Source organism: Streptomyces akebiae (assembly GCF_019599145.1).
Classification (GTDB): Bacteria; Actinomycetota; Actinomycetes; order Streptomycetales; family Streptomycetaceae; genus Streptomyces; species Streptomyces akebiae.
In genome coordinates this window covers 697,158-720,948 of the sequence record NZ_CP080647.1, presented here as the reverse complement: position 1 = coordinate 720,948, position 23,791 = coordinate 697,158, and the positions used below count along the sequence as shown (strand labels likewise).

General features: G+C 71.8%; 19 protein-coding genes. 2 read left to right on the top strand and 17 right to left on the bottom strand.

The features are described from left to right. Nucleotides 1-26 precede the first annotated feature (26 nt). The 10 genes from paaB to pdhA all read right to left on the bottom strand — a co-directional run bounded on the left by paaB (nucleotide 27) and on the right by pdhA (nucleotide 10,426). Nucleotides 27-323: a 1,2-phenylacetyl-CoA epoxidase subunit PaaB gene (gene paaB / locus K1J60_RS03125; RefSeq protein WP_220644799.1), complete on the bottom strand. Its 297-nt coding sequence runs from the start codon at nucleotides 321-323 to the stop codon at nucleotides 27-29. Further along, complete coding sequence (paaA, locus tag K1J60_RS03120; RefSeq protein ID WP_259407528.1) at nucleotides 320-1,252, bottom strand: 1,2-phenylacetyl-CoA epoxidase subunit PaaA; 933 nt, start codon at nucleotides 1,250-1,252, stop codon at nucleotides 320-322. Before paaA ends, paaB begins: the two co-directional genes overlap by 4 nt. A 175-nt stretch (nucleotides 1,253-1,427) precedes the next feature. Further along, entirely contained in the window at nucleotides 1,428-2,237 is an 810-nt protein-coding gene (locus K1J60_RS03115) for an enoyl-CoA hydratase/isomerase family protein (RefSeq protein WP_220644798.1), read from the bottom strand. A gap of 17 nt (nucleotides 2,238-2,254) precedes the next feature. Continuing rightward, nucleotides 2,255-3,121, bottom strand: a complete 867-nt coding sequence (locus K1J60_RS03110; RefSeq protein WP_220644797.1) for a 3-hydroxyacyl-CoA dehydrogenase family protein — start codon at nucleotides 3,119-3,121, stop codon at nucleotides 2,255-2,257. After that, a complete protein-coding gene (locus tag K1J60_RS03105; RefSeq protein ID WP_220651244.1) occupies nucleotides 3,118-3,819 on the bottom strand; it encodes an enoyl-CoA hydratase/isomerase family protein in 702 nt (233 codons plus the stop codon). The genes K1J60_RS03110 and K1J60_RS03105 overlap by 4 nt, the downstream gene beginning before the upstream one ends. 176 nt (nucleotides 3,820-3,995) lie before the next feature. Further along, nucleotides 3,996-5,177, bottom strand: coding sequence for a thiolase family protein (locus tag K1J60_RS03100; protein ID WP_220644796.1), 1,182 nt, complete (start codon nucleotides 5,175-5,177; stop codon nucleotides 3,996-3,998). Further along, nucleotides 5,167-6,876, bottom strand: coding sequence for a phenylacetic acid degradation protein PaaN (gene paaN, locus K1J60_RS03095; protein WP_220644795.1), 1,710 nt, complete (start codon nucleotides 6,874-6,876; stop codon nucleotides 5,167-5,169). The genes K1J60_RS03100 and paaN overlap by 11 nt, the downstream gene beginning before the upstream one ends. Nucleotides 6,877-6,951: 75 nt before the next feature. Continuing rightward, nucleotides 6,952-8,283, bottom strand: a complete 1,332-nt coding sequence (locus K1J60_RS03090) for a dihydrolipoamide acetyltransferase family protein (protein ID WP_220644794.1) — start codon at nucleotides 8,281-8,283, stop codon at nucleotides 6,952-6,954. Further along, nucleotides 8,280-9,299, bottom strand: coding sequence for an alpha-ketoacid dehydrogenase subunit beta (locus tag K1J60_RS03085; RefSeq protein WP_220644793.1), 1,020 nt, complete (start codon nucleotides 9,297-9,299; stop codon nucleotides 8,280-8,282). Before K1J60_RS03085 ends, K1J60_RS03090 begins: the two co-directional genes overlap by 4 nt. A 5-nt stretch (nucleotides 9,300-9,304) precedes the next feature. Continuing rightward, nucleotides 9,305-10,426 carry a pyruvate dehydrogenase (acetyl-transferring) E1 component subunit alpha gene (gene pdhA / locus K1J60_RS03080; protein WP_220644792.1) on the bottom strand — a complete coding sequence of 374 codons (1,122 nt, stop codon included), beginning with the start codon at nucleotides 10,424-10,426 and terminating at the stop codon, nucleotides 9,305-9,307. A gap of 120 nt (nucleotides 10,427-10,546) precedes the next feature. Here pdhA and K1J60_RS03075 point away from each other — a divergent pair, with 120 nt between their 5' ends. Next, the gene (locus K1J60_RS03075) at nucleotides 10,547-11,047 is read left to right on the top strand and encodes an Lrp/AsnC family transcriptional regulator (protein ID WP_220644791.1); all 501 of its coding nucleotides are present in this window, start codon (nucleotides 10,547-10,549) and stop codon (nucleotides 11,045-11,047) included. A 12-nt stretch (nucleotides 11,048-11,059) separates the two neighbouring features. On the opposite strand, the gene K1J60_RS03070 is transcribed toward K1J60_RS03075, so the two are convergent. The 6 genes from K1J60_RS03070 to K1J60_RS03045 form a co-directional block, all read right to left on the bottom strand. Beyond that, complete coding sequence (locus K1J60_RS03070) at nucleotides 11,060-12,754, bottom strand: aldehyde dehydrogenase family protein (protein WP_220644790.1); 1,695 nt, start codon at nucleotides 12,752-12,754, stop codon at nucleotides 11,060-11,062. A gap of 5 nt (nucleotides 12,755-12,759) precedes the next feature. Beyond that, nucleotides 12,760-13,806, bottom strand: a complete 1,047-nt coding sequence (locus K1J60_RS03065) for a histidinol-phosphate transaminase (RefSeq protein ID WP_220644789.1) — start codon at nucleotides 13,804-13,806, stop codon at nucleotides 12,760-12,762. 274 nt (nucleotides 13,807-14,080) lie between these two features. Next, complete coding sequence (locus tag K1J60_RS03060; RefSeq protein WP_220644788.1) at nucleotides 14,081-14,521, bottom strand: hypothetical protein; 441 nt, start codon at nucleotides 14,519-14,521, stop codon at nucleotides 14,081-14,083. A 149-nt stretch (nucleotides 14,522-14,670) separates the two neighbouring features. Continuing rightward, nucleotides 14,671-15,567, bottom strand: a complete 897-nt coding sequence (locus tag K1J60_RS03055; protein ID WP_220644787.1) for a geranyl diphosphate 2-C-methyltransferase — start codon at nucleotides 15,565-15,567, stop codon at nucleotides 14,671-14,673. Between the two features lie 15 nt (nucleotides 15,568-15,582). Beyond that, nucleotides 15,583-16,926: a family 2 encapsulin nanocompartment cargo protein terpene cyclase gene (locus K1J60_RS03050; protein WP_220644786.1), complete on the bottom strand. Its 1,344-nt coding sequence runs from the start codon at nucleotides 16,924-16,926 to the stop codon at nucleotides 15,583-15,585. A gap of 151 nt (nucleotides 16,927-17,077) precedes the next feature. Further along, the gene (locus tag K1J60_RS03045; RefSeq protein ID WP_220644785.1) at nucleotides 17,078-18,493 is read right to left on the bottom strand and encodes a family 2B encapsulin nanocompartment shell protein; all 1,416 of its coding nucleotides are present in this window, start codon (nucleotides 18,491-18,493) and stop codon (nucleotides 17,078-17,080) included. Nucleotides 18,494-18,874: 381 nt separating this feature from the next. On the opposite strand from K1J60_RS03045, the gene K1J60_RS03040 reads away from it, so the two are divergent. Next, entirely contained in the window at nucleotides 18,875-20,659 is a 1,785-nt protein-coding gene (locus K1J60_RS03040) for a VanW family protein (protein WP_220644784.1), read from the top strand. A gap of 66 nt (nucleotides 20,660-20,725) precedes the next feature. On the opposite strand, the gene K1J60_RS03035 is transcribed toward K1J60_RS03040, so the two are convergent. Continuing rightward, nucleotides 20,726-23,752: an MGH1-like glycoside hydrolase domain-containing protein gene (locus K1J60_RS03035; RefSeq protein WP_220644783.1), complete on the bottom strand. Its 3,027-nt coding sequence runs from the start codon at nucleotides 23,750-23,752 to the stop codon at nucleotides 20,726-20,728. Nucleotides 23,753-23,791 lie beyond the last annotated feature (39 nt).

Sequence of the window (23,791 nt, the reverse complement as noted above, 5' to 3'; positions counted from 1 at the left end):
GCTGTGCGGGACTTTCGAAGCACCCCCTAGATGTGCGGGACGTCGTCGGGGATGTCGTAGAAGGTGGGGTGCCGGTAGACCTTGTCGCCGCTGGGCGCGAAGAAGGGGTCCTTCTCGTCGGGCGCGGAGGCCGCGACGGTGTCCGAGCGCACGGCCCAGATGCTCACGCCCTCGTTGCGCCGGGTGTAGAGATCGCGGGCGTGCAGCAGGGCCATCTCGTCGTCGGCGGCGCGCAGGGAGCCGACGTGGACGTGATTGAGCCCGCGCTTGCCGCGGACGAACACCTCGTACAGCGGCCAGTCGCCGGTTCTCTTCGTGCTCATGCCACCGCCCCTTCCCGCAGCCGGGCCGTCCGCTTGGCGGCGTGCGCGACAGCGGCCCGCCGTACCCAGGCGCCCTCCTCGTGCGCGGCCCGGCGACGGGCGACCCGCTCGGCATTGCACGGTCCGTCACCGGAGACGACCCGCTTCAGTTCGTCCCAGTCGGGGGTGGAGAAATCGTGGTGGCCGCGCTCCTCGTTCCACTTCAGGTCCGGGTCGGGGAGGATGACGCCGAGCTTCTCGGCCTGCGGGACGGTCATGTCGACGAAGCGCTGCCGGAGTTCGTCGTTGGTGTGGCGCTTGATCTTCCAGGCCATGGACCGCGCCGAGTTGGGCGAGTCGTCGTCGGGCGGGCCGAACATCATCAGGGAGGGCCACCACCAGCGGTCGACGGCGTCCTGCACCATGGCGCGCTGTGCGTCCGTGCCGCGCATCATGGTCAACAGCAGTTCGTAGCCCTGCCGTTGGTGGAAGGACTCCTCCTTGCAGACGCGGACCATGGCGCGTCCGTACGGGCCGTAGGAGGTGCGGCACAGCGGGACCTGGTTGCAGATGGCCGCCCCGTCCACGAACCAGCCGATCACCCCGACGTCGGCGAAGGTCCGGGTGGGGTAGTTGAAGATCGAGGAGTACTTCTGGCGGCCGTCGATCAACCGCTGCGTCAGGTCGGTGCGGTCGGCGCCGAGGGTCTCGGCCGCCGAGTACAGGTAGAGCCCGTGGCCGGCCTCGTCCTGCACCTTGGCGAAGAGGATCGCCTTGCGGCGCAGCGAGGGCGCGCGCGTGATCCACTCGCCCTCCGGCTGCATGCCGATAATCTCCGAGTGCGCGTGCTGCGCGATCTGCCGGACGAGCGTGGCCCGGTAGGCGTCCGGCATCCAGTCGCGGGGTTCGATGCGCTGGTCACGGGCGATGGTGTCCTCGAACGCGGACATGTTCACGGAGTCGGGTGCCTCTTCCGAGGGTGTCCCTTGCACGGGTGTCTCTTGCGCGGGTGTCCCTTGCGCGGGTGTCTCTGGCCCAGGGGTCTGCTGCATGAGTGCTCGATTCACGGGTGTTCCTGGCACGGGTGCTCGTTTCACGGGTGCTCGTTTCATGGGTGACGGGCGGTCAGCGGCCGCGGAAGACCGGGCCTCGCCGTTCGAGGAAGGCGGTGACGGCCTCGCGGTGGTCGTCGGTGGTGCCGAGCCGCCGCTGGACGACGGACTCGCGCTCCAGCGCCGCCGACAGGGTGGTGATGGCCGCCGACCGCAGCAGGGCCTTGGTCTCCCGGTGCGCGGCGGTGGGCCCGGCGGCCAGGGCGCGGGCCAGGGCCACGCCCTCGGCGGCGGCCGAGCCGTCCGTGACGACGCGGTGCACCAGCCCCCACTGCTCGGCGTCCCGCGCGGAGAAGGTGTCGCCGAGCAGCATGAGTCCGGCGGTGCGGGAGGGGCCCAGCTGCCGGGCCAGGGCGCGGGCCACCCCCGAGTCCGAGGCGAGGGCGACACCGCCGAACGCGGTGGCGAAACGGGCGCCCTCGGCCGCCACGCGTACGTCCGCGCAGAGCGCGAGGCCCAGTCCGGCGCCGACACAGGAGCCCTCGACCGCGACGACGAGCGGGATCGGCAGCGCGTGCAGCTCCTTCACCAGCGGGTTGTAGTGGTCGGGGATGTTGGCGAAGGCGGTGGCGGGCGAGGTCTTCAGCAGATGGGCGTGCTCCTTGAGGTCCTGGCCGACGCAGAAGTGCCGGCCGCGGGCGGTGATCAGGGCCGCCCGCACCCCGCGCCGGGCGTCCGTGGTCAGCCGCCGGGCGGCCATGAGGAGGGCGCCACGCAGGTGCGCGTCGAGGGCGTTGCCGGCGTTGCGTCCGCGCAGTTCGATCACGGCCACGGCGTCGGTGACCTCGTACGACACACCGTGCGACGCGGGGCTTTCGCTCATGGCCCGGACTCTTTCGCTCACTGCCATCGGTAGAACCCCTGACCGGTCTTGCGGCCCAGCTCACCGCGGGCGACCTTCTCCCGCAGCAGCCGCGGCGGCGCGAACCGCTCACCGAGCGTCGCCCGCAGGTGCTCCGCGATGGCGAGTCGTACGTCGAGTCCCACCACGTCCGTCAGCCGCAGCGGGCCCATCGGGTGCCGGTAGCCGAGGCGCATGGCCGTGTCGATGGCCTCCGGGTCGGCGACGTCTTCCTCCACCATGCGGATCGCCTCAAGACCGAGGGCGAGGCCGAGGCGGCTGCTGGCGAAGCCGGGCGAGTCCTTGACGACGACGTCCTGTTTGCCGAGCGCGTGCGTCCAGCGGACTGCCGCGGCCCGGGTCGCTTCGGTCGTGTCGGGGGCGAGGACCAGCTCGACGAGGGCGGAGACGGGCACGGGGTTGAAGAAGTGCATCCCCAGGAACCGCCCGGGCCGCCGCAGGACAGCCGCCAGTTCGCTGACGGACAGGGAACTGGTGTTGCTGGCCAGCACGCATCCCTCGTGCACGACATCCTCGGCGGCGGCGAGCAACTCGGCCTTGAGAGCCGCGACTTCCGGGACGGCCTCGACGACCAGATCGGCGTCGGGGGGCAGTTCGAAGACCGAGGAGACGACGCGGACGCGGTCCGGCGCGTCGAGGTGCGACGGCCCGGCGAGCGTCCCGCGCTCGGCCGCCTGCCGAAGTCCCGTGGTGATCCGCTCCGCCGCGGCGGCGGCCGCGGAGCCGTGGCGCTCCACGACGACCACGCTCGACCCGGCGGACGCGAAGGACTGGGCGATACCGGCGCCCATGCGACCGCCGCCGATGACCCCCACCACGGGGGGCGGTGCTGCTGCCGAGGTCATGCCCGGCCTCCGTGCTTCTCCAGGAAGCGCGTCATGCGCTCCTCCTTGTCCGGGCTCTCGAAGAGCACCGCCTGGGCGAGGTCGTCGGCCACGGGATGGGCCCCCGGCGCGTCGGTGACGAGCTTCGTGAGCCGCAGCGCGAGCGCGGAGGAGCGGGCCATCCGGTCGAGCAGCGCGTGCGCCTCGGCGGCCAGCCGGTCCGTCGGTACGACGTCCATGACCAGCCCGCAGGCGAGTGCGGCCCGGGCGTCGAGGGTGCGTCCGGCGAGCAGGACCTGCTTGGCCACCGACTCGCCCACCAGTTCTCGCAGCCGCCAGCACGCACCGGCGGCGGCGAGGATGCCCAGACCCGGTTCGGGGTTGCCGAACACCGCGTCCGTCCCGGCGATCCTGAGGTCGCAGGCGTACGCCAACTCGGCGCCGCCGCCCAGCGCCCAGCCGGGCACCGCGGCCACGGTGGGCAGGGGCAGCCTGCGCACCCGCTCGAACAGGCGGCTGTTGATCCCCTCCAGCGCCTCGTCCCGGCCACGCCGTCGCAGTTCACCGATGTCGGCGCCGCCGGCGAAGACGCCGTCGTCTCCGGTGAGCAGGAGGAGCTTCGGAGCCCGCTCCAACTCCTCGCACACGCGGTGCAGTTCAGCGATCATGCGGCTGTTGATGGCGTTACGGGCGGCGGGCCGGCGGAGGGTGACGACCATCCGGTCCGTGCGGTCCTCGACCGACAGCGTCTCGTGCGACGGGGTCTCGTACGACAGCGACTCGTACGACGGCTTCCCGAATGTCGGCTTCCCGAACGGCGGTTGCACGGATGCCGACCTCTCGTACGGGGGTTGCACGGATGCCGACGTCTCGTACGACGGTTCCTCGCGCGTGCTCATACGCGCTCCACGAGCATCGCCACGCCCTGCCCGACCCCGACGCAGAGGGTCGCGAGCCCCCGTCGGCCGCCCTCCCGTTCCAGTCGGCCCAGCAGGGTGAGCAGGACGCGGGTGCCGGAGCAGCCCAGGGGGTGGCCGAGGGCGATGGCGCCCCCGTCGGCGTTGACGCGGTCCGGGTCGAGGTTCAGCCGGTGCGTGACCGCGAGGGCCTGGGCGGCGAAGGCCTCGTTGAGTTCGATCGCGTCGAGGTCACCGACCGTCCAGCTCGCCCGCTCCAGGGCCCTGGTGGTGGCCGGCACCGGGCCGAGCCCCATCAGGTGGGGCTCGACGCCGGCCGAGGCGGCGGTGACGACCCGGGCCCGGGGAGTCAGCCCGTGGCGCTCCACCGCCGCCCCGCTCGCCACCACCAGGGCGGCAGCCCCGTCGGACAGCGGCGAGGAGTTGCCCGCCGTGACGATGCCGTCCGGGCGGAAGACGGCGCGCAGGCCGCTCAGCTTCTCCAGCGTGGTGGTCGGGCGCGGTCCTTCGTCCTCGGTCACCTCACCGTCCGCCACCGGTACCGGGACGATCTCCGCGGCGAAGCGGCCCGCTGTCCGCGCCGCCACCGCCCGCCGGTGGCTGCGCAGCGCGAAGGCGTCCGCCTCCAGGCGGCTGATGCCGTCCAGGGCGGCGACCTCCTCCGCGGTCTCTCCCATCGACAAGGTCGTCGTCGCGGGGAAGCGGGGGTTGGTGAAGCGCCAGCCGAGCGAGGTGTCGTGGACGTCGCCGGGCCGGGCCCAGGGTGTGCCGGGCTTGGCCATCACCCAGGGCGCACGGGTCATCGACTCGACCCCGCCGGCCACGACCAGCTCGGCCTCGCCGGCACGTACGGCCTGCGCGGCGGACGCGACGGCCGTGAGTCCCGAGGCGCACAGCCGGTTGACGGTGTACCCGGGCACGGTGTGCGGGAGTCCGGCCAGCAGCACGGCCATCCGCGCGACGTCCCGGTTGTCCTCACCGGCCTGGTTCGCGGCGCCGAGGATCACCTCGTCCACGGAGTCGGCCGGGACCGCGGAACGTCGCACGGCCTCGCCGACGACGAGCGCGGCCAGGTCGTCGGGGCGCACGGAGGCCAGCGCCCCGCCGTAACGGCCCTGCGGGGTACGGGCCCCGTCGATCAGATAGACCTCATCGGACATCGGCGTGCTCCTCGTGCTCGTGCTCCTCGGCGGGGGCGTGACGGCGGGACTGGAGGACGCAGAAGCGGCCGGTGACGAACGCGGGGTCGGTGAGGGTCGCGTTGGCGGCAGGGTTGGCCGACGTGCCGTGGAAGTCGCTGAAGGCGGCGGACTGGTTGGGGAACACCTCGCCGGTCAGGTTCTCCGACAGGTGCACCCCCGCCTCCAGGGCCGCCGCACGTGACGCCGCCAGGACGTCCTCGTCGGTCGCGTACACGCAGGCGGTGAGGGCGCCGTGGCGCCGCACGGTGTCGCGCAGGACACGCAGGGAGTGCGCGGTGTCGTCGGTGGCGATGACGAAGGAGACCGGACCGAACCACTCGCTCGTGTAGGTCTTCTCGTCGGCCTCCGCGTCGAGCCGGGCGACCAGCGGGGTGCGGACGACGGCGTCCGGGTGGTCGGGGTGCGTCACGGCCCGCGAGGGATGGGCGGTACGGCCCAGGGCCGCGGCCTCCTCCAGCCGCGCGAGGACCGAGCCGTTCACGATCGCGCCGAGGGTGGCGGTGGCGCGGGCCGGGTCGCGGAGCAGGTCGTCGAGCGCGGAGCCCAGATCGGCGGCGAACTCGTCGGCCGTACGCGGCCCTTGATCGGTGGGGAACCCGTCGCGGGGGGCCAGGATGTTCTGCGGGGTGGTGCACATCTGCCCGCTGTAGAGCGACAGCGAGAACGCGAGGTTGCGCAGCAGCCCGGCGTAGTCGTCGGTGGAGTCCACGACGACGGTGTTGAGACCCGCCTTCTCCGTGTGCACGACGGCCTGGCGGGCGTTGGTCTCCAGCCAGTCGCCGAACTCGCCGGAGCCGGTGAAGTCCACGATCCGCACGTCGGGGTGGGTGGCCAGGGCGGGAGCGGTGCGTTCGTCCGGCCCCGAGGCGGCGAGCAGCACCACGTCCGGGTCGAAACCGGCCTCCGTCAGCACCTCACGGGCGATCCGCACGGTGATCGCCAGCGGCAGCACGGCCCGCCGGTGCGGCTTGACGATCACCGGGTTGCCCGTGACGAGGCTCGCGAAGAAGCCCGGATAGCCGTTCCAGGTGGGGAAGGTGTTGCAGGCGACGAGCACGGCCACACCCCGGCCGACCGGGGTGTAGGTCTTGTCCATGACCAGTGGCCCGCCACGTCGCCGGGGCTTGCTCCAGCGGGCGGTGGCCGGATGTCGCCGCTGCGCCTCCCAGGCGTACGCCACCGCTTCGAGGCCGCGGTCCTGTGCGTGCGGGCCACCCGCCTGGAAGGCCATCACGAACGGCTGGCCGGTGGTGTGCTGGACGGCGTGCGCGATCTCGAAGCTCGCCGCGTTGAGGCGGGCCAGGATCTCGGCCGCCACGCCGGCCCGGACGTCGGGGCTCGCCGAACGCCACGCCGGGGCCGCGGACTTGGCGGTCGCCACGGCGGCCTCGGGCGCCAGATGTGGATAGCTGATGCCGAGCGGGAAGCCGTACGGCGACACCTCCGTGGCCGGGACGGTGCCGGTGGTGGGGTGCCCGTCGAGCGGGAAGGGGCGGTCGAGGAGAGCGCGGAAGGCCGCCTCGCCCGACTCCGGGGCTCCGGCCCCGTACACCGAGGCGCTGGGGATCTCCGGATACGGCGTCCAGTAGCCGCGGTCGGTGGTGCGGGCCACGGCCTGGTCGAGCAGGTCCGCGTGGCGGGCGTGGAAGGGTGACATGAAAGCTCCAGGCCGAACGTTCGGTCGGTTGGTGGGTGGAGTGTGCCCAGGAGTGGGGACGGCGAAAGGGGGTGGTCAGAGGTCGGCGAGCAGGACTGCCGGGCGCTCCACGCAGTCGGCCACGAAGCGCAGGAAGCCTCCGGCGGTACCGCCGTCGCAGACCCGGTGGTCGAAGCTGAACGACAACTGGGTGACCTTGCGGACGGTGAGTGCGCCGTCCACCACCCAGGGTTTGTCGACGATGCGGCCGACGCCGAGGAGCGCCGCCTCCGGGTGGTTGATGATGGGTGTGGAGCCGTCGACGCCGAACACGCCGTAGTTGTTGAGGGTGAAGGTGCCCCCGGTCAGCCGGTCGGGCGGCAGGCCGCCGGTCCGGGCCAGTTCGGTCAACCGGGCGAGTTCCGCGGCCAGTTGGACCGTCGTCAGCCGGTGGGCGTCCCGGACGACGGGGACGACCAGGCCGCGATCGGTCTGGGCGGCGAAGCCCAGGTGCACCTCGTCGTGGCGCAGGATCTCCCGGCGTTCGGTGTCCACGGCCGAGTTCAGCTCCGGGTAGCGCCGCAGACCGGCGACACAGATCCGGGCGAACAGGGCCAACAGGCCGACCCGGCGCCCGGGTGCGGCCGCCTCCAGTGCCTTCTTGGCCTGGAGCAGCCCGGTGGCGTCCACGTCGACCCAGGTCGTGGCGTCGGGGATCTCGGTCCGGCTGCGCGAGAGCTTGTCCGCGACGGCCTTGCGGACACCTCGCAGGGGGATGCGGACCGGGCCGTCGGAGGCGGGCGCGGACCGGGGAGCCGGCGCGGGTTGTGCCGTCGCCGGTGCGGTCTGGGCGACAGCCCGCTCCACGTCCCGTCGCAGCACGACCCCGGCGGGACCGGACGGCACCAGCGCGGTGAGGTCGATCCCGTGGTCGCGAGCCATCCTGCGCACCAGAGGGGAGATGACACGGGGAGCGTGGGGCTCCACCGCCGGCGCCGGAGAGATCACGGGCACCCCGGTCGCGGTGGAGCCGGCGCGTCGGCGGCGCCGGCGCGGCGCCGGCTCGTGCCCGGTGCCGTAGCCGATCAGCACGTTGCCGGAGCCGGCCTGCTCCTCCTCGCGGTACCGCTCGGCGGCGGCGTCCAGCCCGGCCGGTTCCGGTGCCGCGGGCACCCCCGCGCCCACCGTGATCAGCGGTTCCCCCACCCCCAGCGCGGTGCCCGCCTCCGCGTGCAGCCGCAGCACCGTGCCCGCGTACGGGACCGGCACCTCGACCGCGGCCTTGGCGGTCTCCACCTCGACCACGATCTGGTCGATCGTCACGGTGTCGCCGACGGCCACCTTCCACTCGACGATCTCCGCGTCGGTCAGGCCCTCGCCGAGATCGGGGAGCCGGAACAACTGCTCCTGCTGCGTGGCGGTGGTCATGCGACCGCTCCCTTCAGCAGGTGCCGCGTGTCGGGTTCGTCGGAGAACTGAAGGCGGTCGACGGCGTCGAGGATCCGGTCGACGCCGGGCAGGTGCGCGTGCTCCAGCTTCGGCGGCGGATACGGGATGTCGAAACCGGCCACCCGCAGGACGGGAGCGGCGAGCGAGTGGAAGCAGCGCTCCTGCACCCGGGCGGCGATCTCCGCGCCGACCCCGGCGAAGCCCTGGGCCTCCTGCACGACCAGGCAGCGACCGGTCCTGCGGACCGACTCCGTGACGGTCTCGTCGTCGAAGGGCACCAGCGTGCGCAGGTCCACGACCTCCAGCTCGATCCCGTCGGCGGCGGCCGCCTCGGCGGCGGCCAGCGCCACCGGGACCGAGGGGCCGTAGGCGACGACGGTGGCGTCCCGTCCCGCCCGCCGGATCGCCGCCCGCCCGAACGGCAGCGCCCCGCGGGTCTCCAGGTCGGCGTCCTCGCGCGACCAGTACAGCTTCTTCGGCTCCAGGAACACCACCGGGTCGGGATCGGCCACCGCGTCCCGCAGCAGCCAGTACGCGTCCTCGGCCGTGGCCGGGGTGACGACCTTCAGGCCGGGCGTGTGGGCGTAGTAGGCCTCGCTGGAGTCGCAGTGGTGCTCCACGCCGCCGATGCCGCCGGCGTAGGGGACACGGATCACCATCGGCAGGTTGATCCGGCCGCGGGTGCGGTTGCGCAGCTTGGCGACGTGCGAGGCGATCTGCTCGAACGCCGGGTAGGCGAAGGCGTCGAACTGCATCTCCACCACGGGCCGGAACCCGCCCATCGCCATGCCGACCGCGAGCCCGACGATGCCGGCCTCCGCGAGCGGGGTGTCGAAGCAACGCTCTTCGCCGAAGTCGCGGGTCAGCCCGTCGGTGATGCGGAACACCCCACCGAGCGGACCGACGTCCTCGCCGAAGACGAGGACCCGTTCGTTCTCGCGCAGCGCGTCGCGCAGGGCGGTGTTGAGCGCCTGCGCCATCGTGACCTTGGCCATGGTCGTCAGTCCTCCTGGGCCTGGGTGGTTTCAGCGAGCTCGGCGGCCAACTGGGCACGCTGCTCGCGCAGTTGGGGGGTCGGATCGGCGTAGACGTGGTCGAACAGCTCCAGCGGGTCGAGCACGGAGTCGGCGTTCAGGCCGGCGCGCACCCGCGCCGCCAGCTCCTCCGCCTCCTCCCGCAGCGCCGCCACGTCCTCGTCGGTGAGCGCGCCGCGCGAGCGCAGATACGTCTCCAGCCGGTCGACCGGGTCGGCTTCGCGCCACCGCTCGACCTCGTCGTCCTCCCGGTAGCGGGTGGCGTCGTCGGCGTTGGTGTGCGCGTCCATGCGGTACGTGTGCGCCTCGACCAGGACCGGTCCGTTCCCGGCGCGGGCGTGCTCGACGGCCGCGGTCAGCACCGCCAGCACCGCGACCAGGTCGTTGCCGTCGACCTGCTCGGAGCGCACCCCGTGGCCGATGCCCTTGTAGGCGAGGGCCGGCGCCGCGGTCTGCCGTGCCAGCGGGACGGAGATCGCGTACTTGTTGTTCTGCACGAAGAAGACGACCGGCGCGCGGAACACGGCCGCGAAGTTCAGCGCCTCGTGGAAGTCGCCCTCGCTCGTCGCCCCGTCCCCTACGAGGGCCATCGCCACGCCGTCCTCGCCCTTGCGGCGCAGGGACTCGGCCATGCCGGTCGCGTGCAGCACCTGGGTGGCCAGCGGGGTGCACTGGGGGGCGACCCGGGTGGCGGCCGGGTCGTAGCCGCAGTGCCAGTCGCCGCGCAGCAGCGTGAGCACCTCGACGGGGTCGATGTCGCGGGTCACCAGGGCGACGGAGTCGCGGTAGGTCGGGAACAGCCAGTCGTCGGGGCGCAGCGCGAGCACGGCGCCGATCTGGCAGGCCTCCTGGCCCCGGCTGGACGGGTAGACGGCGAGGCGGCCCTGCTTGGTGAGGGCGGTCGCCTGGGTGTCGAACCGGCGGCCCAGGACCATCCGCCGCCAGGCTTCGAGCAGGGCCCCGACGGGAGGCTCGGCGTAGTCGGCCGACGGCCTGGCGACCGGTGTGCCGTCCTCGGCCACGAACCGCACCGGCGTCAGGGACGGCAGGAGGCCCTGGACCGTCTGGCGGAGGCTCTTCACGGACATGGAGGGCACTCGCTTTCTCTGGACACTTGACAGGAGAATGGTGGCTACCACGGAATATGTGTTCAATAGCTCGGCCGAACCGGCGATGAACTGCCGAACATCAGGGTCTTGGAGGACAATGTGTCCGAGGAAATCCCTCTGCCGGGGGCGGTGGCCGGACGAACTGCCGTCCCGCTCGACGAGATCGACCGGCAGATCCTGAGCCGGCTCCTCGACGACGGCCGGATCTCGGTCCGCGCTCTCGCCGAGCAGGTGCACATCTCCCGGGCCAACGCCTACACCCGCATCGGCCGGCTCGTGGCCGAGGACGTCATCACGGGGTTCACCGCGCAGCTCAACGCACAGCGGGCGGGCCTGGGCACGAGCGCGTACGTGACGATGAGCATCGAGCAGAACGCCTGGCGGGACATCTCGCACGAGCTGCGCGAGATCCCGTACGTGGAGCACGTCGCCCTCGTCACCGGAGACTTCGACGTCCTGGTGCTCGTGCGCGCCCCGGACAACCTCGTGCTGCGCCAGGTCGTGCTGGAGAAGATCCAGGGGATCCCCGGGGTGCGCTCCACCCGCACCTGGCTGGTCTTCGACGAGGTGCGGGGGCGCGGCGCCACCTGGACGGCCTGAGGACCGGCGCGGTCATACGTCGACCAGCTCCGCGGCGACCCCCGGCCGGGCCGGTGCCGGGTCCGGAGCCTCCGCCGGCGGCGCGTGCCGCCGGGAGCGCACCACGCGGAACCGACCGGTGACGAAGTGGGTCCCGCAGCCGGGCAGTTCGGCGAGGGCCGAGGACGGGTCGGCGGGCAGATCGTCGAGGTTCTCCACCAGATGCACCCCGGCGTCCAGCGCGGCCGTCTCGGCCGCCGCCAGCACCAGCGGGTCGGTGGAGTGCACCGAGGCGTACAGCGCGCCGTGCCGCGCCACGGTACGGCGCAGGAGAGCGAGGCTGTGCGGGGTCGACTCGGTGCCCACCAGGAAGGAGACGGGGCCTGGCCACTCGCGCGTGTAGACGCGTTCGTCGGCGGCGCGCAGCCGCACCAGCAGCGGGCTGCGCAGATCGGCGCGGGGGTGGTCGGGATGGGGTACGGGGCCGGAGGCGTGCAGGACCGGGCCGTACCGTGCGGCGTCGGTCAGGGCGCCGCGCACCTCGTCGCCGACGATCGCGCCCAACACTCTCGCCGTGCGGGCGGGATGCCCGAGCAGCCGGTCCACGGCGTCGCCGAGGTCGGCCCCGAGGTCCCGCAGCGTCTTGTGCCCCTCGTCGGTGCCGAAGCCCCGCTCGGGAACCAGGATGTTCTGCGGCGTGGTGCGCACCGTCCCGTTGCACCGGCACGAGGCGAGGGCGAGCCCCCGAACCAGGCCCCGGTAGTCGTCGGTCGAGTCCACGACCACGGTGTTCAGTCCGGTCCGGCTGGCGAACACGGTGGCCTGGCGGGCGTGTTGCTCCAGCCAGTCGGCGAAACGCGCGGAGCCCGTGTAGTCCACGATGCGCACCGCCGGGTCCGTGGCCAGCCGCCGGTGCACCTGCCGCTCCGGTTCCGCCACCGCCAGGGTCACGAGGTCGGGGGAGTGGCCGGCCTCCGCCAGCACCTGCCGGGCGACGCGCACCGTGATCGCCAGGGGCAGCACCGAGCGCGGGTGCGGAGCGACGACGACCGGGTTGCCGGTCACCAGGCTGGCGAACAGGCCCGGATACCCGTTCCAGAGCGGGAAGTCCGGGCAGCCGATGAGCAGCGACACCCCCCGGGGCACCAGGGCGCAGGTGCCCTGCAGCGGTCGCCCGCCCCGGTCGACGCTCTTCCAGCGCAGCTCGGCCGGGACGCGTTCCGACTCGGCGAGGGCCTGTGCCACCGCCTCCAGGGCGCGGTCCTGGGCGCGTGGCCCGGCGGCCCGCAGGGCTCCCTGGAGGGGCTGTCCGGTGGTGTGGTGCACCGCGAGGGCCAGTTCGTGGCTGCGGGTGTTGAGCCGACGCAGGATCTCCACGGCGACACCGGCGCGCCGGTACGGTCCGGCGGCCCGCCAGCCGGCCGCACCGCGCCCGGCCGCCGCGACCAGTTCCCCGGGATCGCAGCGCGGGTAGTCGATGGCCAGCACGAGGCCGTACGGCGACGACTCCGTATGCACACGGCCGAGTTCACCGGGCTGCCCCAGCTCGAACGGCCGCCCCAGCAGCGAGCGGAACACCTTTCCCGCGGTGCGGGTCGACCTCATGCCCGCGTCGGCCGCGTCCTGGCCGGTCGCCTCGGTGAAGGGGCGACGGCACTCACCGGCGGCGATCGCGCGAACGACACTCCGCAGCAGTTCGCGGTGCCGTTCGTAGGGACCGGGGCGCATGGCCGTCAGCCTCGCCGGCTCGCCGCGAGCGCGAGGAGGGTGTCGTTCTCCTCCGGCAGCCCGATCGTCACCCGGACGCCCTCGCCGGGGAACGGGCGGACCACGACCTTCCCGTCGGCGCAGTGCCCGGCGAAGTCCACGCTGTCCTCGCCGAGCGGCAGCCAGACGAAGTTGGACTGGGAGTCGGGCACGTCGTGGCCCAGCTCCCGCAACCGCCTGGTGACACGGTCGCGTTCGGCGACCGTGAGGGCGGCCCGCCGAGCGACCTCCGCACCCTCGCCGAGGGCGACCGCGGCGGCCCGCTGGGCGAGGGCGCTGACACTGAACGGCACCTGCGTCCGGCGCACATGTGCCGCGATCCCGGGCGGCGCGACGCAGTAGCCGACGCGCAGCCCGGCCAGTCCGTACGCCTTCGAGAAGGTCCGCAGCACCGCGACGTTCGGCCGGTCGCCGAGGAGGGCGAGGCCGTCGGGGACCAGGGCCGGATCGGCGTACTCCCGGTAGGCCTCGTCGACGACGATCAGCACGTCCCGCGGCACCCGGTCGGCGAACGCGGTCAGCGCTCGCGCGCCGACCGCCGTGGAGGTCGGGTTGTTGGGGTTGCACACGAAGACCAGCCGGGTCCGGGCGGTGATCGCCGCGGCCATGGCATCGAGGTCGAGGGCGTGGTCGCGCAGCGGAACCCGCACCGCCGTACCGCCTGCCACGGCGGTGAGGATCGGGTACGCCTCGAACGAACGCCAGCCGAAGACGACCTCGTCACCGGGTCCGACGACGGTGTGGAGCAGCTGCCCGCACACCTCGGAGGAACCCGCGCCCACCGCGATCCGGTCGGGCTCGACGCCGTGGTGCGCCGCCAGGGCCTCGACCAGCGAGGCGGCGTGCAGATCGGGATACCGCGAGACGCCGCCGGCGGCCTCCGCGAGGACGTCGGCCACCCCCGGCAGCAACCCGTACGGGGACTCGTTGCTGGCCAGCACGACGGCGCCGGGCAGCTTGCGGCCCGGGACATAGGCGGGCAACTGGGACAGGGACGCACGGACACGCACCATGCTGGTCTCGCTTCTGCAGCGCTGGGACCCGAGGCTCTGCCGTCGGGCAGTTGACAGGGCACATCGTGAAGAGAGGACGACAAGCGCTCAACTGTTTGGGAAATTCGGCTACGAATCGTCGAAATCCAGGCAGCTGATCGGCAAACCGTCTTCCGGCGAGCCCTGCCGGACCTGCCGCGCGAGACGGACGGCGAGCCCCCTCCCGGACTTCTTCGCCGTCTTCCGCGTGTGGGCGCCCCTGATCACCGCGAGAACCGCACGTCCCGAGGGGGCGTCACCAGTACCGGGGCGTCGTGTCGCGCCACTGCGGCGGCCCGCCGCCGCGAAGCCGGATCTCGCCCTCGTCGCCGACGTAACCCTCGTAGCGCAGGTGGCCATGGAAGGTGTGGTCCGTGCCGACCAGTGCGGCCACGTCCAGCAGGCGCCTGTCGACCTCGGTACGGGCGACACCCTGGTCGTTCACCCGGAGGTACTTGATGGCCCGTGGGCGGCCCTGGTCGTCGGTGCCCGCGTCGTCGTCAGGGACGAACTCCCAACGCGCCTGGGGAGCACTCGCGGGCTCCGGCCCGGCGGCACCAGCCGGCGCGGTACCGAGCCTGCGCTGGAACGCCTCCTGGTCGGTCAGGCCCCGCAGGCGTGCCAAAGGGACCGGAGGGCGCACCTCGATCGTCCCCCAGACGCTGTACTCGGGGCTCCGTCCGTTCTCGTACCCCATGGGCTCCCCTCCGTGAATCGCCGACGCCCGACCTTATCGTCACAACGACGCACACCGGGAACGCCCGACGCCCGACCCGTACCACCGCTCGTCGCCGCGCCCCGCGGGGCCGGGCCGCCGGCGACGGGCCCGGCCCCGCGAGGTCGGGGTCATACGCGGTCGGCCGCGATCAGCACGTACTGGAAGGAGCCGTCCCGGTAGGACTCGATGAACGCCTCCTCGATCCCGGTGACCAGCGAGGACGTGGCCCGCAGCTCCCAGTAGGGCAGCGTCTGCGGGGTGAGGTCGACGACGGCGTGCGGCACCAGGCGGTTGTCCGCCATGGCACGCAGGTACTCGCGGCGGGAGTGGATGTTGCACTCGAAGTGGGCGTTGATCTGGGAGACCCACTTCGACGGCTGGCCGTAACGGGGGTTCCAGCAGCCGGTGATGGTCACGTACCGGCCGCCGACCTTCAGGAAGCGGGAGTGCTCGGCGAACAGGTCGTGGAGGTCGACGTACATGGTCGACTCGTTGTTCCACGAGGCCGCGATGCCGCCCTTGTCGAAGGGCGTGTCGAGCATGTTGCACACGCGGGAGCGGACGTGGTCCTCGACGCGCAGTTCGCGCGCGCGCCGGTTGCCGAAGTCGGCCTGGGAGGCGGACAGGGTGACGCCCTCGACCTTGGAGCCGAAGCGCTGGTGGGCCATGATCATGGACCCGCCGCGCCCGCAGCCGGCGTCGACGAGGGTGTCGCCGGGGCCGACGGGACCGAGGTGGTCCAGAAGGAACTCCGCCTGCGCCGACTCCAGCCGGTGCAACTCCGTGATGAGCTTCTTCTCGTACTCGCTGTGTGCCGGGTCGCCGAGCGCGGCGTGGTCCACGGCGCCGATGCCGTAGTGATGGTGGTAAAGGCCGTCCACGTCGCCGAGGCGCAGGTTGACGGGGCGTGCCTCGTCGTTCCAGTAGCGGGCGATGTCCTCCTGGTACGGCGTCGCCGGGGCCGGGATCCTCGCGGTGGCGGTGGTGGGGGCGGCGGAGTTCGTGGTGGTCGTTTCCGTGGTCATGGAGATATCCGTTCTTCACCAGAAATCGGGCAGGCTGTAGCGGTAGGTATTGGTGCGGTGCCAGTCGTGGTTGCCGTCGACCCAGGCGGCCACGCCCCTGAGGAAACGCAGCACGGTGGGCAGGGGGCAGGCCTGCGCGAGGTCGGCCGCGGCGGCCTCGAAGGCGTGCTGCAGTTCGTTGTGGACCTCGACGGCCTTCAGATAGGCGTCGCGCTCGGAGAGCCGCTCGCGTTCCGCGATCACCACCGGCAGGTTCAGGTGGTGGCCCGGGCTGTCGAGTTCCTTGGTGTACGAGTAGAGGTCGTTGACGATGGTCGTCGCGTTGCCGGCGAGGGCGATGACCCGTTGCGTGTCCGGTCGGGCGTGCAGGTCCGCGGGCAGTTCGTAGCCGCCGACGGTGTCGGTGATCGTGGGGCAGGGGCGGAAGTTGTTGAACTGGCGCATCGCCAGGTACTCCCACACCTCCGGGACATGACCGGTCTGCGCCCAGGCGGCCTCGGCGAGGTAGCCCATGTGCAGCCGGGCCATGTCGTGCCGGTAGCGGTCCGCCTGGGAGGGGGTGGCCGCGCGGACGAAGTAGTCCATCGCGCTGTGGTACGCCCGGCGCGGGGGGTCCGAGGCGAGGGATTCCCGCCACTGAGGCGCGTACTCCGCGGTGGTGTGGCAGTGGTCGAGGGCGGTGTGCGCCAGGAGGAGGCGCCCGCCGAGACCGACGGGGGACCCGCCGTGGTCCTCGCAGTAGCAGTCGTCGACCGCGTTCTCCGCGACCATCAGCCGCGTGGCGAGCATCAGGTGGTCGACCGTCGGGGCGTCGGGGTGGCAGGCGACCATGTAACGGCCCACGGAGAACCCGTCGAACTCCCCCTCCCACTCCTCGGGATAGAGCTGGACCTCGTCCTCGGCCCAGCGCTTGATCCGGCGGCTCACCTCCTCGACGCGTACGGGATCGGGCTCCGGGACGGGGTGGTGGTAGAGACCGGGGACCGCTCGCCCCGCGGCGGACGGAGCGGGTGCCGGGGACACCGGATCGGAGGGCGGGGCGCTGTACCTGCCGGCCACGGCGAGCGAGGCCGTGCCCGGTCCGGTCGGTCCGCGAAGGACCGCCCGGAGCGCGGAGTCGGCTGCCGTCGTGTCCGGCGCGTCCGGTACGGCGGTGGGGGGCGCCGAGGGCGGGGCCGGTGGCGGGGTCGGCGGCCGACCGGGGATCGTGACCGGCGGATGCAGTGATGCCAGAAAGCCGGAGGGGATCGGTGTGACCGGAGGGTCCGCGACCACCCTTGCGGGGGCGTCCGGCACGGCTGGGGGCGGTGTCGGCCGCTGCTCAGGGGGTGATGATCCGAGGGGCCCGGAGTCGGGCATCGGCGGCTCCTTGCTGCGGTGGGGTGGGTGCTCCGTCGTACGTGCGTGCACGAGGGCGCACGCGCACGCGGGCGTATGTGCGCGCAGGCCTACGTGCGTGCGCGGGGCGTGTGTCGGGCGCGGACCTGCCGCGTGCCTGCGGATCAGGGCCTCAGCGCGGCCTGTGCGCGATCTGCACGTTCTCCATCACGCCGAGGGCGTCGGGCAGGAGCACGGCGGCGGAGTAGTAGGTGCTGACGAGGTAGGAGGTGATCGCCTGTGCGTCGATGCCCATGAACCGCACGGAGAGACCCTCTTCGTACTCGTCCGGCAGTCCCGTCTGCCGTAGGCCGATGACGCCCTGGTTCTTCTCGCCGGTGCGCATCGCGATGATGGAGCTGGTCTGCTCCCTGCTGATCGGGATCTTGTCGCAGGGCAGGATGGGCACTCCGCGCCAGGCGGGGACGGTCTGCCCGCCGAGGTCGACGTGGTCGGGGTGGAGACCGCAGGCGTTGAAGCCGCGTGCGATGGCGGCGATCGTCCTGGGGTGGGCGAGGAACAGCTTCGTGCCGCGCCGGCGGCAGAGCAGATCGTCCATGTCGTCCGGGGTCGGCGGGCCGGAGCGGGGCTGGAGGCGCTGCTTGAAGTCGGCGTTGTGCAGCAGCCCGAACTCGCGGTTGTTGATCAGCTCGTGTTCCTGACGCTCCCGCAAGGCCTGGATGGTGAGCCTGAGTTGTTCCTCGCTCTGGTCCATCGGACCGTTGTAGAGATCGGCGACCCGGGTGTGGACTCTCAGAACGGTCTGCGCGACGGAGAGCTCGTACTCACGCGGCCGCAGTTCGTAGTCGACGAAGGTGCCCGGCAGGTCGGGCTCGCCGACGTGACCGGCCGACAGGGCGATCTCGGCCTCGCCGTGCTTGTTCTGCCGCTGCCGCGTGCGGGACCTGAACATGTCGACATGGGCTCGGAGGTGGGGCGCGGAGGCCTGGACGGCGGCGAAGTCGGCACGGGAGAGGGTGAGGAGGGTGCCGGAGGTCTCGGCGGTGACCGTGCAGTCGTGGCGGGTGTCGGAATCCGACAGCGCCTTCTCACCGAAGTGGTCGCCGTCCGCGAGCACCGCGACGGCGATCTCGCCGCCGTACCTGCCCTCGGAGGTCTGGCTGACCCGACCGTGGGCGATCAGATGGATCCGGTCGGCGGGGCTGCCGCGCTCGACGAGGACCTCGCCCGCCGTGAAGTCGCGCTGCGCGCAGCGGTCGGCGAGGGCGGTGAGGACGTCCGTGTCCTCGAAGCCGCGCAGAAGGGCCAGTTCACCGAGCTCCCGGGGGATCACCCGGACCGTGGCGCCCTCCTGGACGAACTCGACGCGCCCGTCGCCGAGCGTGTGGCGCAGCCGTCGGTTGACCCGGTAGGCCCCGCCTCCGGCCTCGACCCAGGGCAGCATCCGCAGCAGCCAGCGGGAGGTGATCTCCTGCATCTGCGGGGCGGACTTGGTGGTGGTGGCGAGGTTGCGGGCGGCGGCGGTACCCAGGGACTGCTGCGGTGCGGCGGGTGTGGTCCGAGCTTCCGGGACGCTGTCGACGGACATCGGGGGGCTTTCTCCTAGCGCGACGGGTCGTCCGGCGCACACGGGTGCGCCGACCGGGAGACAGGGAGGGGTGGGCAACGAGGGAGAAGGATCACGGGAATCCGTCCACCTGCAGAAACCTAGCCCCCGGACCGGCCCCAGCCGCCGGGCGGACGAGATGCTTACCTCGAAGCAGTGACAATCAGTGCGAGTCGGTTTATCAGGCCGTGATGCGGCATCGCCTCGTCTCCGCCTGGCTGCCACGGCAGGCATGTGAGCGGAACGCAAGTGATCTGCGACATATGATCCGGTCGCACGTTATGGGTAGCTTGAGGTTCTTGCCCCTTTCGCGGTGGTGCCCCGTCGAGCGCACCGCCTGCCGATGCCCGGTCCGGGAGACCCATGCGCCCTCGAATAGCCTCCGTGCCGCCCCTCGCCCTGGCGGGCGGTGCGCTGACCGTCGGTGTCGGCGGTCTGTATCTGGCCGGCCTGCTCGTCACGGGTGGGGAGATCGAGGCGGGTACGACGGTGCGCGGGGTGGACATCGGGGGCCTCAGCCGCACGGAAGCCGTCCGCAAGCTGGACGACCACCTGGCGGCGGCCGGCTCACGGGAACTGGCCGTGCGGGTCGGCGACCGCGGCGGGACCCTCGACCCGCGGCAGGCCGGACTCGCCTTCGACGTCGAGCGGACCGTCGACCGGGCGGCGCGCACCGCCTCCGATCCGTTCAGCGTGATCGGCGGCTTCTTCCGCTCGGGGGGTGACATCGAACCGGTCGTACGCCTGGAGGAGAGCAAGGCGCGCGCCGCACTCGGGAAGCTGGCGCAGACCCTCGACCAGCGGGTCCACGACGGGGCCGTGACCTTCGAGGACGGGCAGGTCGAGCAGGTCGCTCCCCACCGGGGCTACGCACTGGACGTGGACGCCGCGGTCGGCACCCTGCGGACCTCCTTCCTGCGCGGCGCGGCGGACGCGGTCACGGCACTGCCCGCACGCGTGACCGAGCCGGAGGTGGAGGCGGCGGAGGTGCGGCGGGCGGTGCGCGAGTTCGCGCGGCCGGCCATGTCGGCGCCCGTCACCCTCACCGCGGGCGCCAGCCGCTTCACGATCAGCCCGGCCGTCGTGGGCGAGTACCTGACGATGAGGCCGGACGACTCCGGCAGACTGATCCCGAAGCTGGACGGCAAGGGCCTGCGCGCCGCCCCCGCTGTGGCCCGCCCCCTGGCCGATGTCACCGCCACGGCCGAGAACGCCGCACTGCGGCTGGACGGCGACCGGGTCGTGGTGGCCGACGACGCCAGGACCGGCGTACAGGTCACCGACAAGGCGCTGAGCAAGGCCGTACTGCCGCTGCTCACGGAAACGGGTGCGGCCCGTACCGGCGAGGTGGCCGTACGACGGACCGAGCCCGAGGTGACCCGGGAGAACGCGGCGCGGCTGGGGCTGACGGAGAAGGTGTCGTCCTTCACCGTCAACTTCGAACCGGCCGCCTACCGCACGAAGAACATCGGTCGGGCCGCCCAGCTCATCAACGGCTCCCTCGTCATGCCCGACGAGACCTGGAGCTTCAACCGCACCGTGGGCCGGCGCACCGCGGCCAACGGCTTCGTCGAGGGCGTCATGATCCTCGACGACCAGTTCACCAAGGCGGCCGGCGGGGGTGTCTCCGCCGTGGCCACGACCGTCTTCAACGCGATGTTCTTCGCCGGGGTCAAGCCGGTGGAGTACGGGGCTCACTCCTTCTACATCGAGCGTTACCCGGAGGGCCGTGAGGCGACGGTCGCCTGGGGGAGCCTCGATCTCCGGTTCACCAACGACTCCGGCAAGGCCCTCTACATCCAGGCCGAGGCCACCGACACCTCGGTGACCGTCACCTTCCTCGGCACCCGGAAATACGACGAGATCACATCGGTCAAGGGGCCCCGGACCGATGTGAAGCCGCCGGAGAAGAAGGTGAGCACCGACGAGAAGTGCGTGCCGCAGACGCCGCTCGAAGGTTTCGACGTCACCGTCGAACGGGTCTTCCACAACGACGGCAAGGTGGTGAGGCGCGAGCCGTTCCGCACCCACTACACCCCACGCGACGAGATCACCTGCGAAGCCCCCGAGAAGGAGGCTCCTGAGAAGGAAGCCGCCGAGAAGGAGGCTCCCGCGAAGGCCGACGGCGACCGGCCCGACGACGCGTAGGCGGCGTCCGGCGCGGCCCGCGCGGAGGGTCCGCTGCGGCCGTCGAGGGCCGCAGCGGACGGTGGTTCACGAGGTGAACGGTGTGGAGCCGTCCTCCGCGGCGATCTTCCACAGGTGGTCGGCGGTACCCGTGTCGTCCCACTGCAGGGCCTGTGCCCCGGACGACGTGGACATGTTCTGGATGCCGAGGACCATGCCGCTGTTCTTGTTGACGAGCTTGGCGTAGCCGCCGCCCGCGTCGACGATCGACCACAGATGGTCGGCGGTCAGGGTGTCACCCCACTGGAGCGCGGTGGCGCCCGCGGTCTTGGAGGCGTCCTTGATGCCGAGGACCTGTCCGCTGTTGGTGTTGAAGATCTTGTAGTAGCCGTTCTCGGCCGGGACGATCTTCCACCAGTGGTTGGCGCTGCTCCCGACGGTCTGCTGCTGGACGGCGCCTCCGGCGGCGATGGAGGAGCCGGCGATGCCGAGTTCCAGGTTGCTGTTCTTGTTGGTGATCTTGACCCGGGGTGTCTCGGGGTACCAGGACTCCAGCTCGGTGACGCCGACGAACTTGCCTGCCTGCGGGGTGAACACCACCCGGAACTGGGATGTGGTGATCGTCGGGAAGGTCACCTCGTTGGGGTTGTCGGCGACGGGCGCGGCAGGGCTCTTCGTCTGGCTCGGGACGTTCACCCAGGCGCCGTCCTTGAGGTACTGCACGGTGTAGCTCGCCGGGACACGGATGTTCGCGCCGTCGTCGTAGGTGTAGAACTTCACCTCGTTGATCTTGCGAGGGGCTCCGAAGTCGACGCCGAGGTGGTCGGTGGCGTTGGGTGAGCCGGAGTTGGTCCAGCGGTTGTCGGGGATCTTGTCGTAGCGGATCCAGCCGTCCGTCGCCCGCAGCGGGGCGTCGAAGGTGGTGGGCTTGCAGGTCTGCCCGCTGTGGCAGTGCGGGCCGTTGGAGACCGTGTTGGTGTAGGAGGCGAAGGCCTTGGGGTAGGGCTGGGTGATGGTGCGGCCCAGCCAGTCCTGCTCGGCGGTGAGCGGGTTGGCGGCCACGTTCATCAGCCGCGTGGGCTGCGCCGGGGTGACCGGGGCGGCCACGTTCACGGTCGTGCTGGTCCCGATCGTCGCGGACTGGTGGATGCGCTGCCCGTCCTGGAAGATCTGCAGGCCGCTGCCCTTGCCGTAGTGCGTGCCGTCCCGGTCCCAGCGGATCGAGAGGGTGTGCCCGTGGTACGGCAGGCTCTCCACCGCGAACCAGTCCCAGCCGGACGGGATCAGCGGCTTCAGCACCAGCGTGTTGTTCGCCTGCGGCTTGATGCCCAGCAGACCGCTCAGCACCAGGTCGTTGAAGCTGGAGTGGTTGTAGTGCTCGCTGAAGTTGAACCCGTCGTAGATCCACTCGCCGGTGTCGCCGTTGGCGGCCTCGGCGACGTAGGGCTCGCCGTCCTTGTGCTGGAGGTCGGCGAACTGGGCCAGCATCGTCTGGTAGTCGGCCTTGGTGACGAAGTTCTGCGAGGGGTAGTCCTGCAGCAGGTTGGCGAGGCCGGTCAGGATCTGGCTGGTCTGGAAGGGCCAGCTCGGGCCGTTCCAGTGGCAGCAGTTGGCGTCGTCGCGCTTCTGCTCGGCGGGTATCGCCTCGTAGTTGAAGTACGGGTTCGCGGTGATCCGGTCCAGCTCGGCGAAGCCGGTGCCCTTGGTGAACTTCAGCGTGTTGGCCCCGGTCTTCATGGGGACCTGCACGGTGACGGACTTCGACTCCGAGAACTGGCCCCAGCTGCCGCCGGGCGCGTAGCTCACGGTGACCGGGCTCGCGGTGTCGCCGTTCACGACGACCTTGTGGGTCGAGGTGGCGGAGGTGGCGTTGGCGTAGTGGACCGTCACCGGGTACGTGCCGTTGCCGGGCGCGTCCACGGTGAAGGTGACCGCGCTGTCGTCGAAGTCGATCTGCCCGACGTACTTGCCGTTGGACGCCGTCGAGGAGTCGTGGGTGTTCGCGTGGACGACGGTGGCCTGCTCGGCCTCGAAGTCGTGCACCCGCTCCAGCGTCGTCGGCCCGAACGGCGCCTTGAACCGCTTGGCGTCCGTCAGGTACTTCCACGCCGACGAGTACTGCGCGTCGGGGAGGTTGAACGCCCAGGGGGCGTAGCCCATCGCCTCACGCCAGGTGGTCCGGGTCTGCTTCAGCGTGCCGTTGGTGCCGTCCGTGTTGTAGACCTGCATGAAGAAGTTCCGCTGCGGGTCCCACAGCGAGTTCTGCACGGCGGCCTTCAGCTGCGCGGCCTTGCCGTCGTACTCGTTCGCGGTCGCCGTGTCGCCGTTCATCGTGGCGATCTTGCTGATGGCCTGGGCGGCGGCGAACATGTACGCGTTGATCGTGGGCCGGTAACCGCGGCCGCCGCTGAACCAGTTGCTGCTGTGCATCGACGTCTCGGTGTACTCCGTGGCGTCGGACAGCGGGGTCTGGTGGAACAGGTCGCTGGAGGACTGCGTGCCGTTCACCGTGACGTCGGCGTCGAAGTTGGAGTCCCACCGCTTGTAGAGGGCGATCAGGTGGGGGAGCGCGGACTTGATCTGCGCCGCGTCACCGGTCACGAGATAACGCTGGTACGCGGCGCTCGTGATCCACTCACTGAAGTTGCGCGCACCCGAGTTGCCCGCCCCGCGCAGCCAGAAGTCCAGGTAGTCGCCCGCGTAGTCGCGGTTGTGCAGCCAGCGCCCGTCCAGCAGGTGGTAGCCGGTCGCGTCCGGCAGCGCGGTGTACGGGTTCCCGGCGTAGCCGATCGGCACGTCGTACTCGGTCGACACGTACCCGGTGCCCGGCACGGTGTAGCGCAGTGCCCGCTTGAAGGTGCTCCACCGGTAGTAGTAGACCTCGTCGATGTCGTCGTCGGGGGTGTCCAGGAACGGGATGTTGTCCTTGTACCACTGGCGCTCGTCGAGCTGGTTGGCGGCGAGGATCGCGTTCTTGTCCAGCGCGACCGCGTCGGGGTCGTCGGCCGCCAGGGCCGGGCTCGCTCCCGGGCCGGCCGACAGCAGGCCGACGGACAACGCCGAGGCGCACAGGACGGCCAGCGCGCGGCGCTTGGGTCTGAGGGGATGACGCATAGAGGTGTCCTCCATTGGGCACTCATGCGGTGGTTCGAA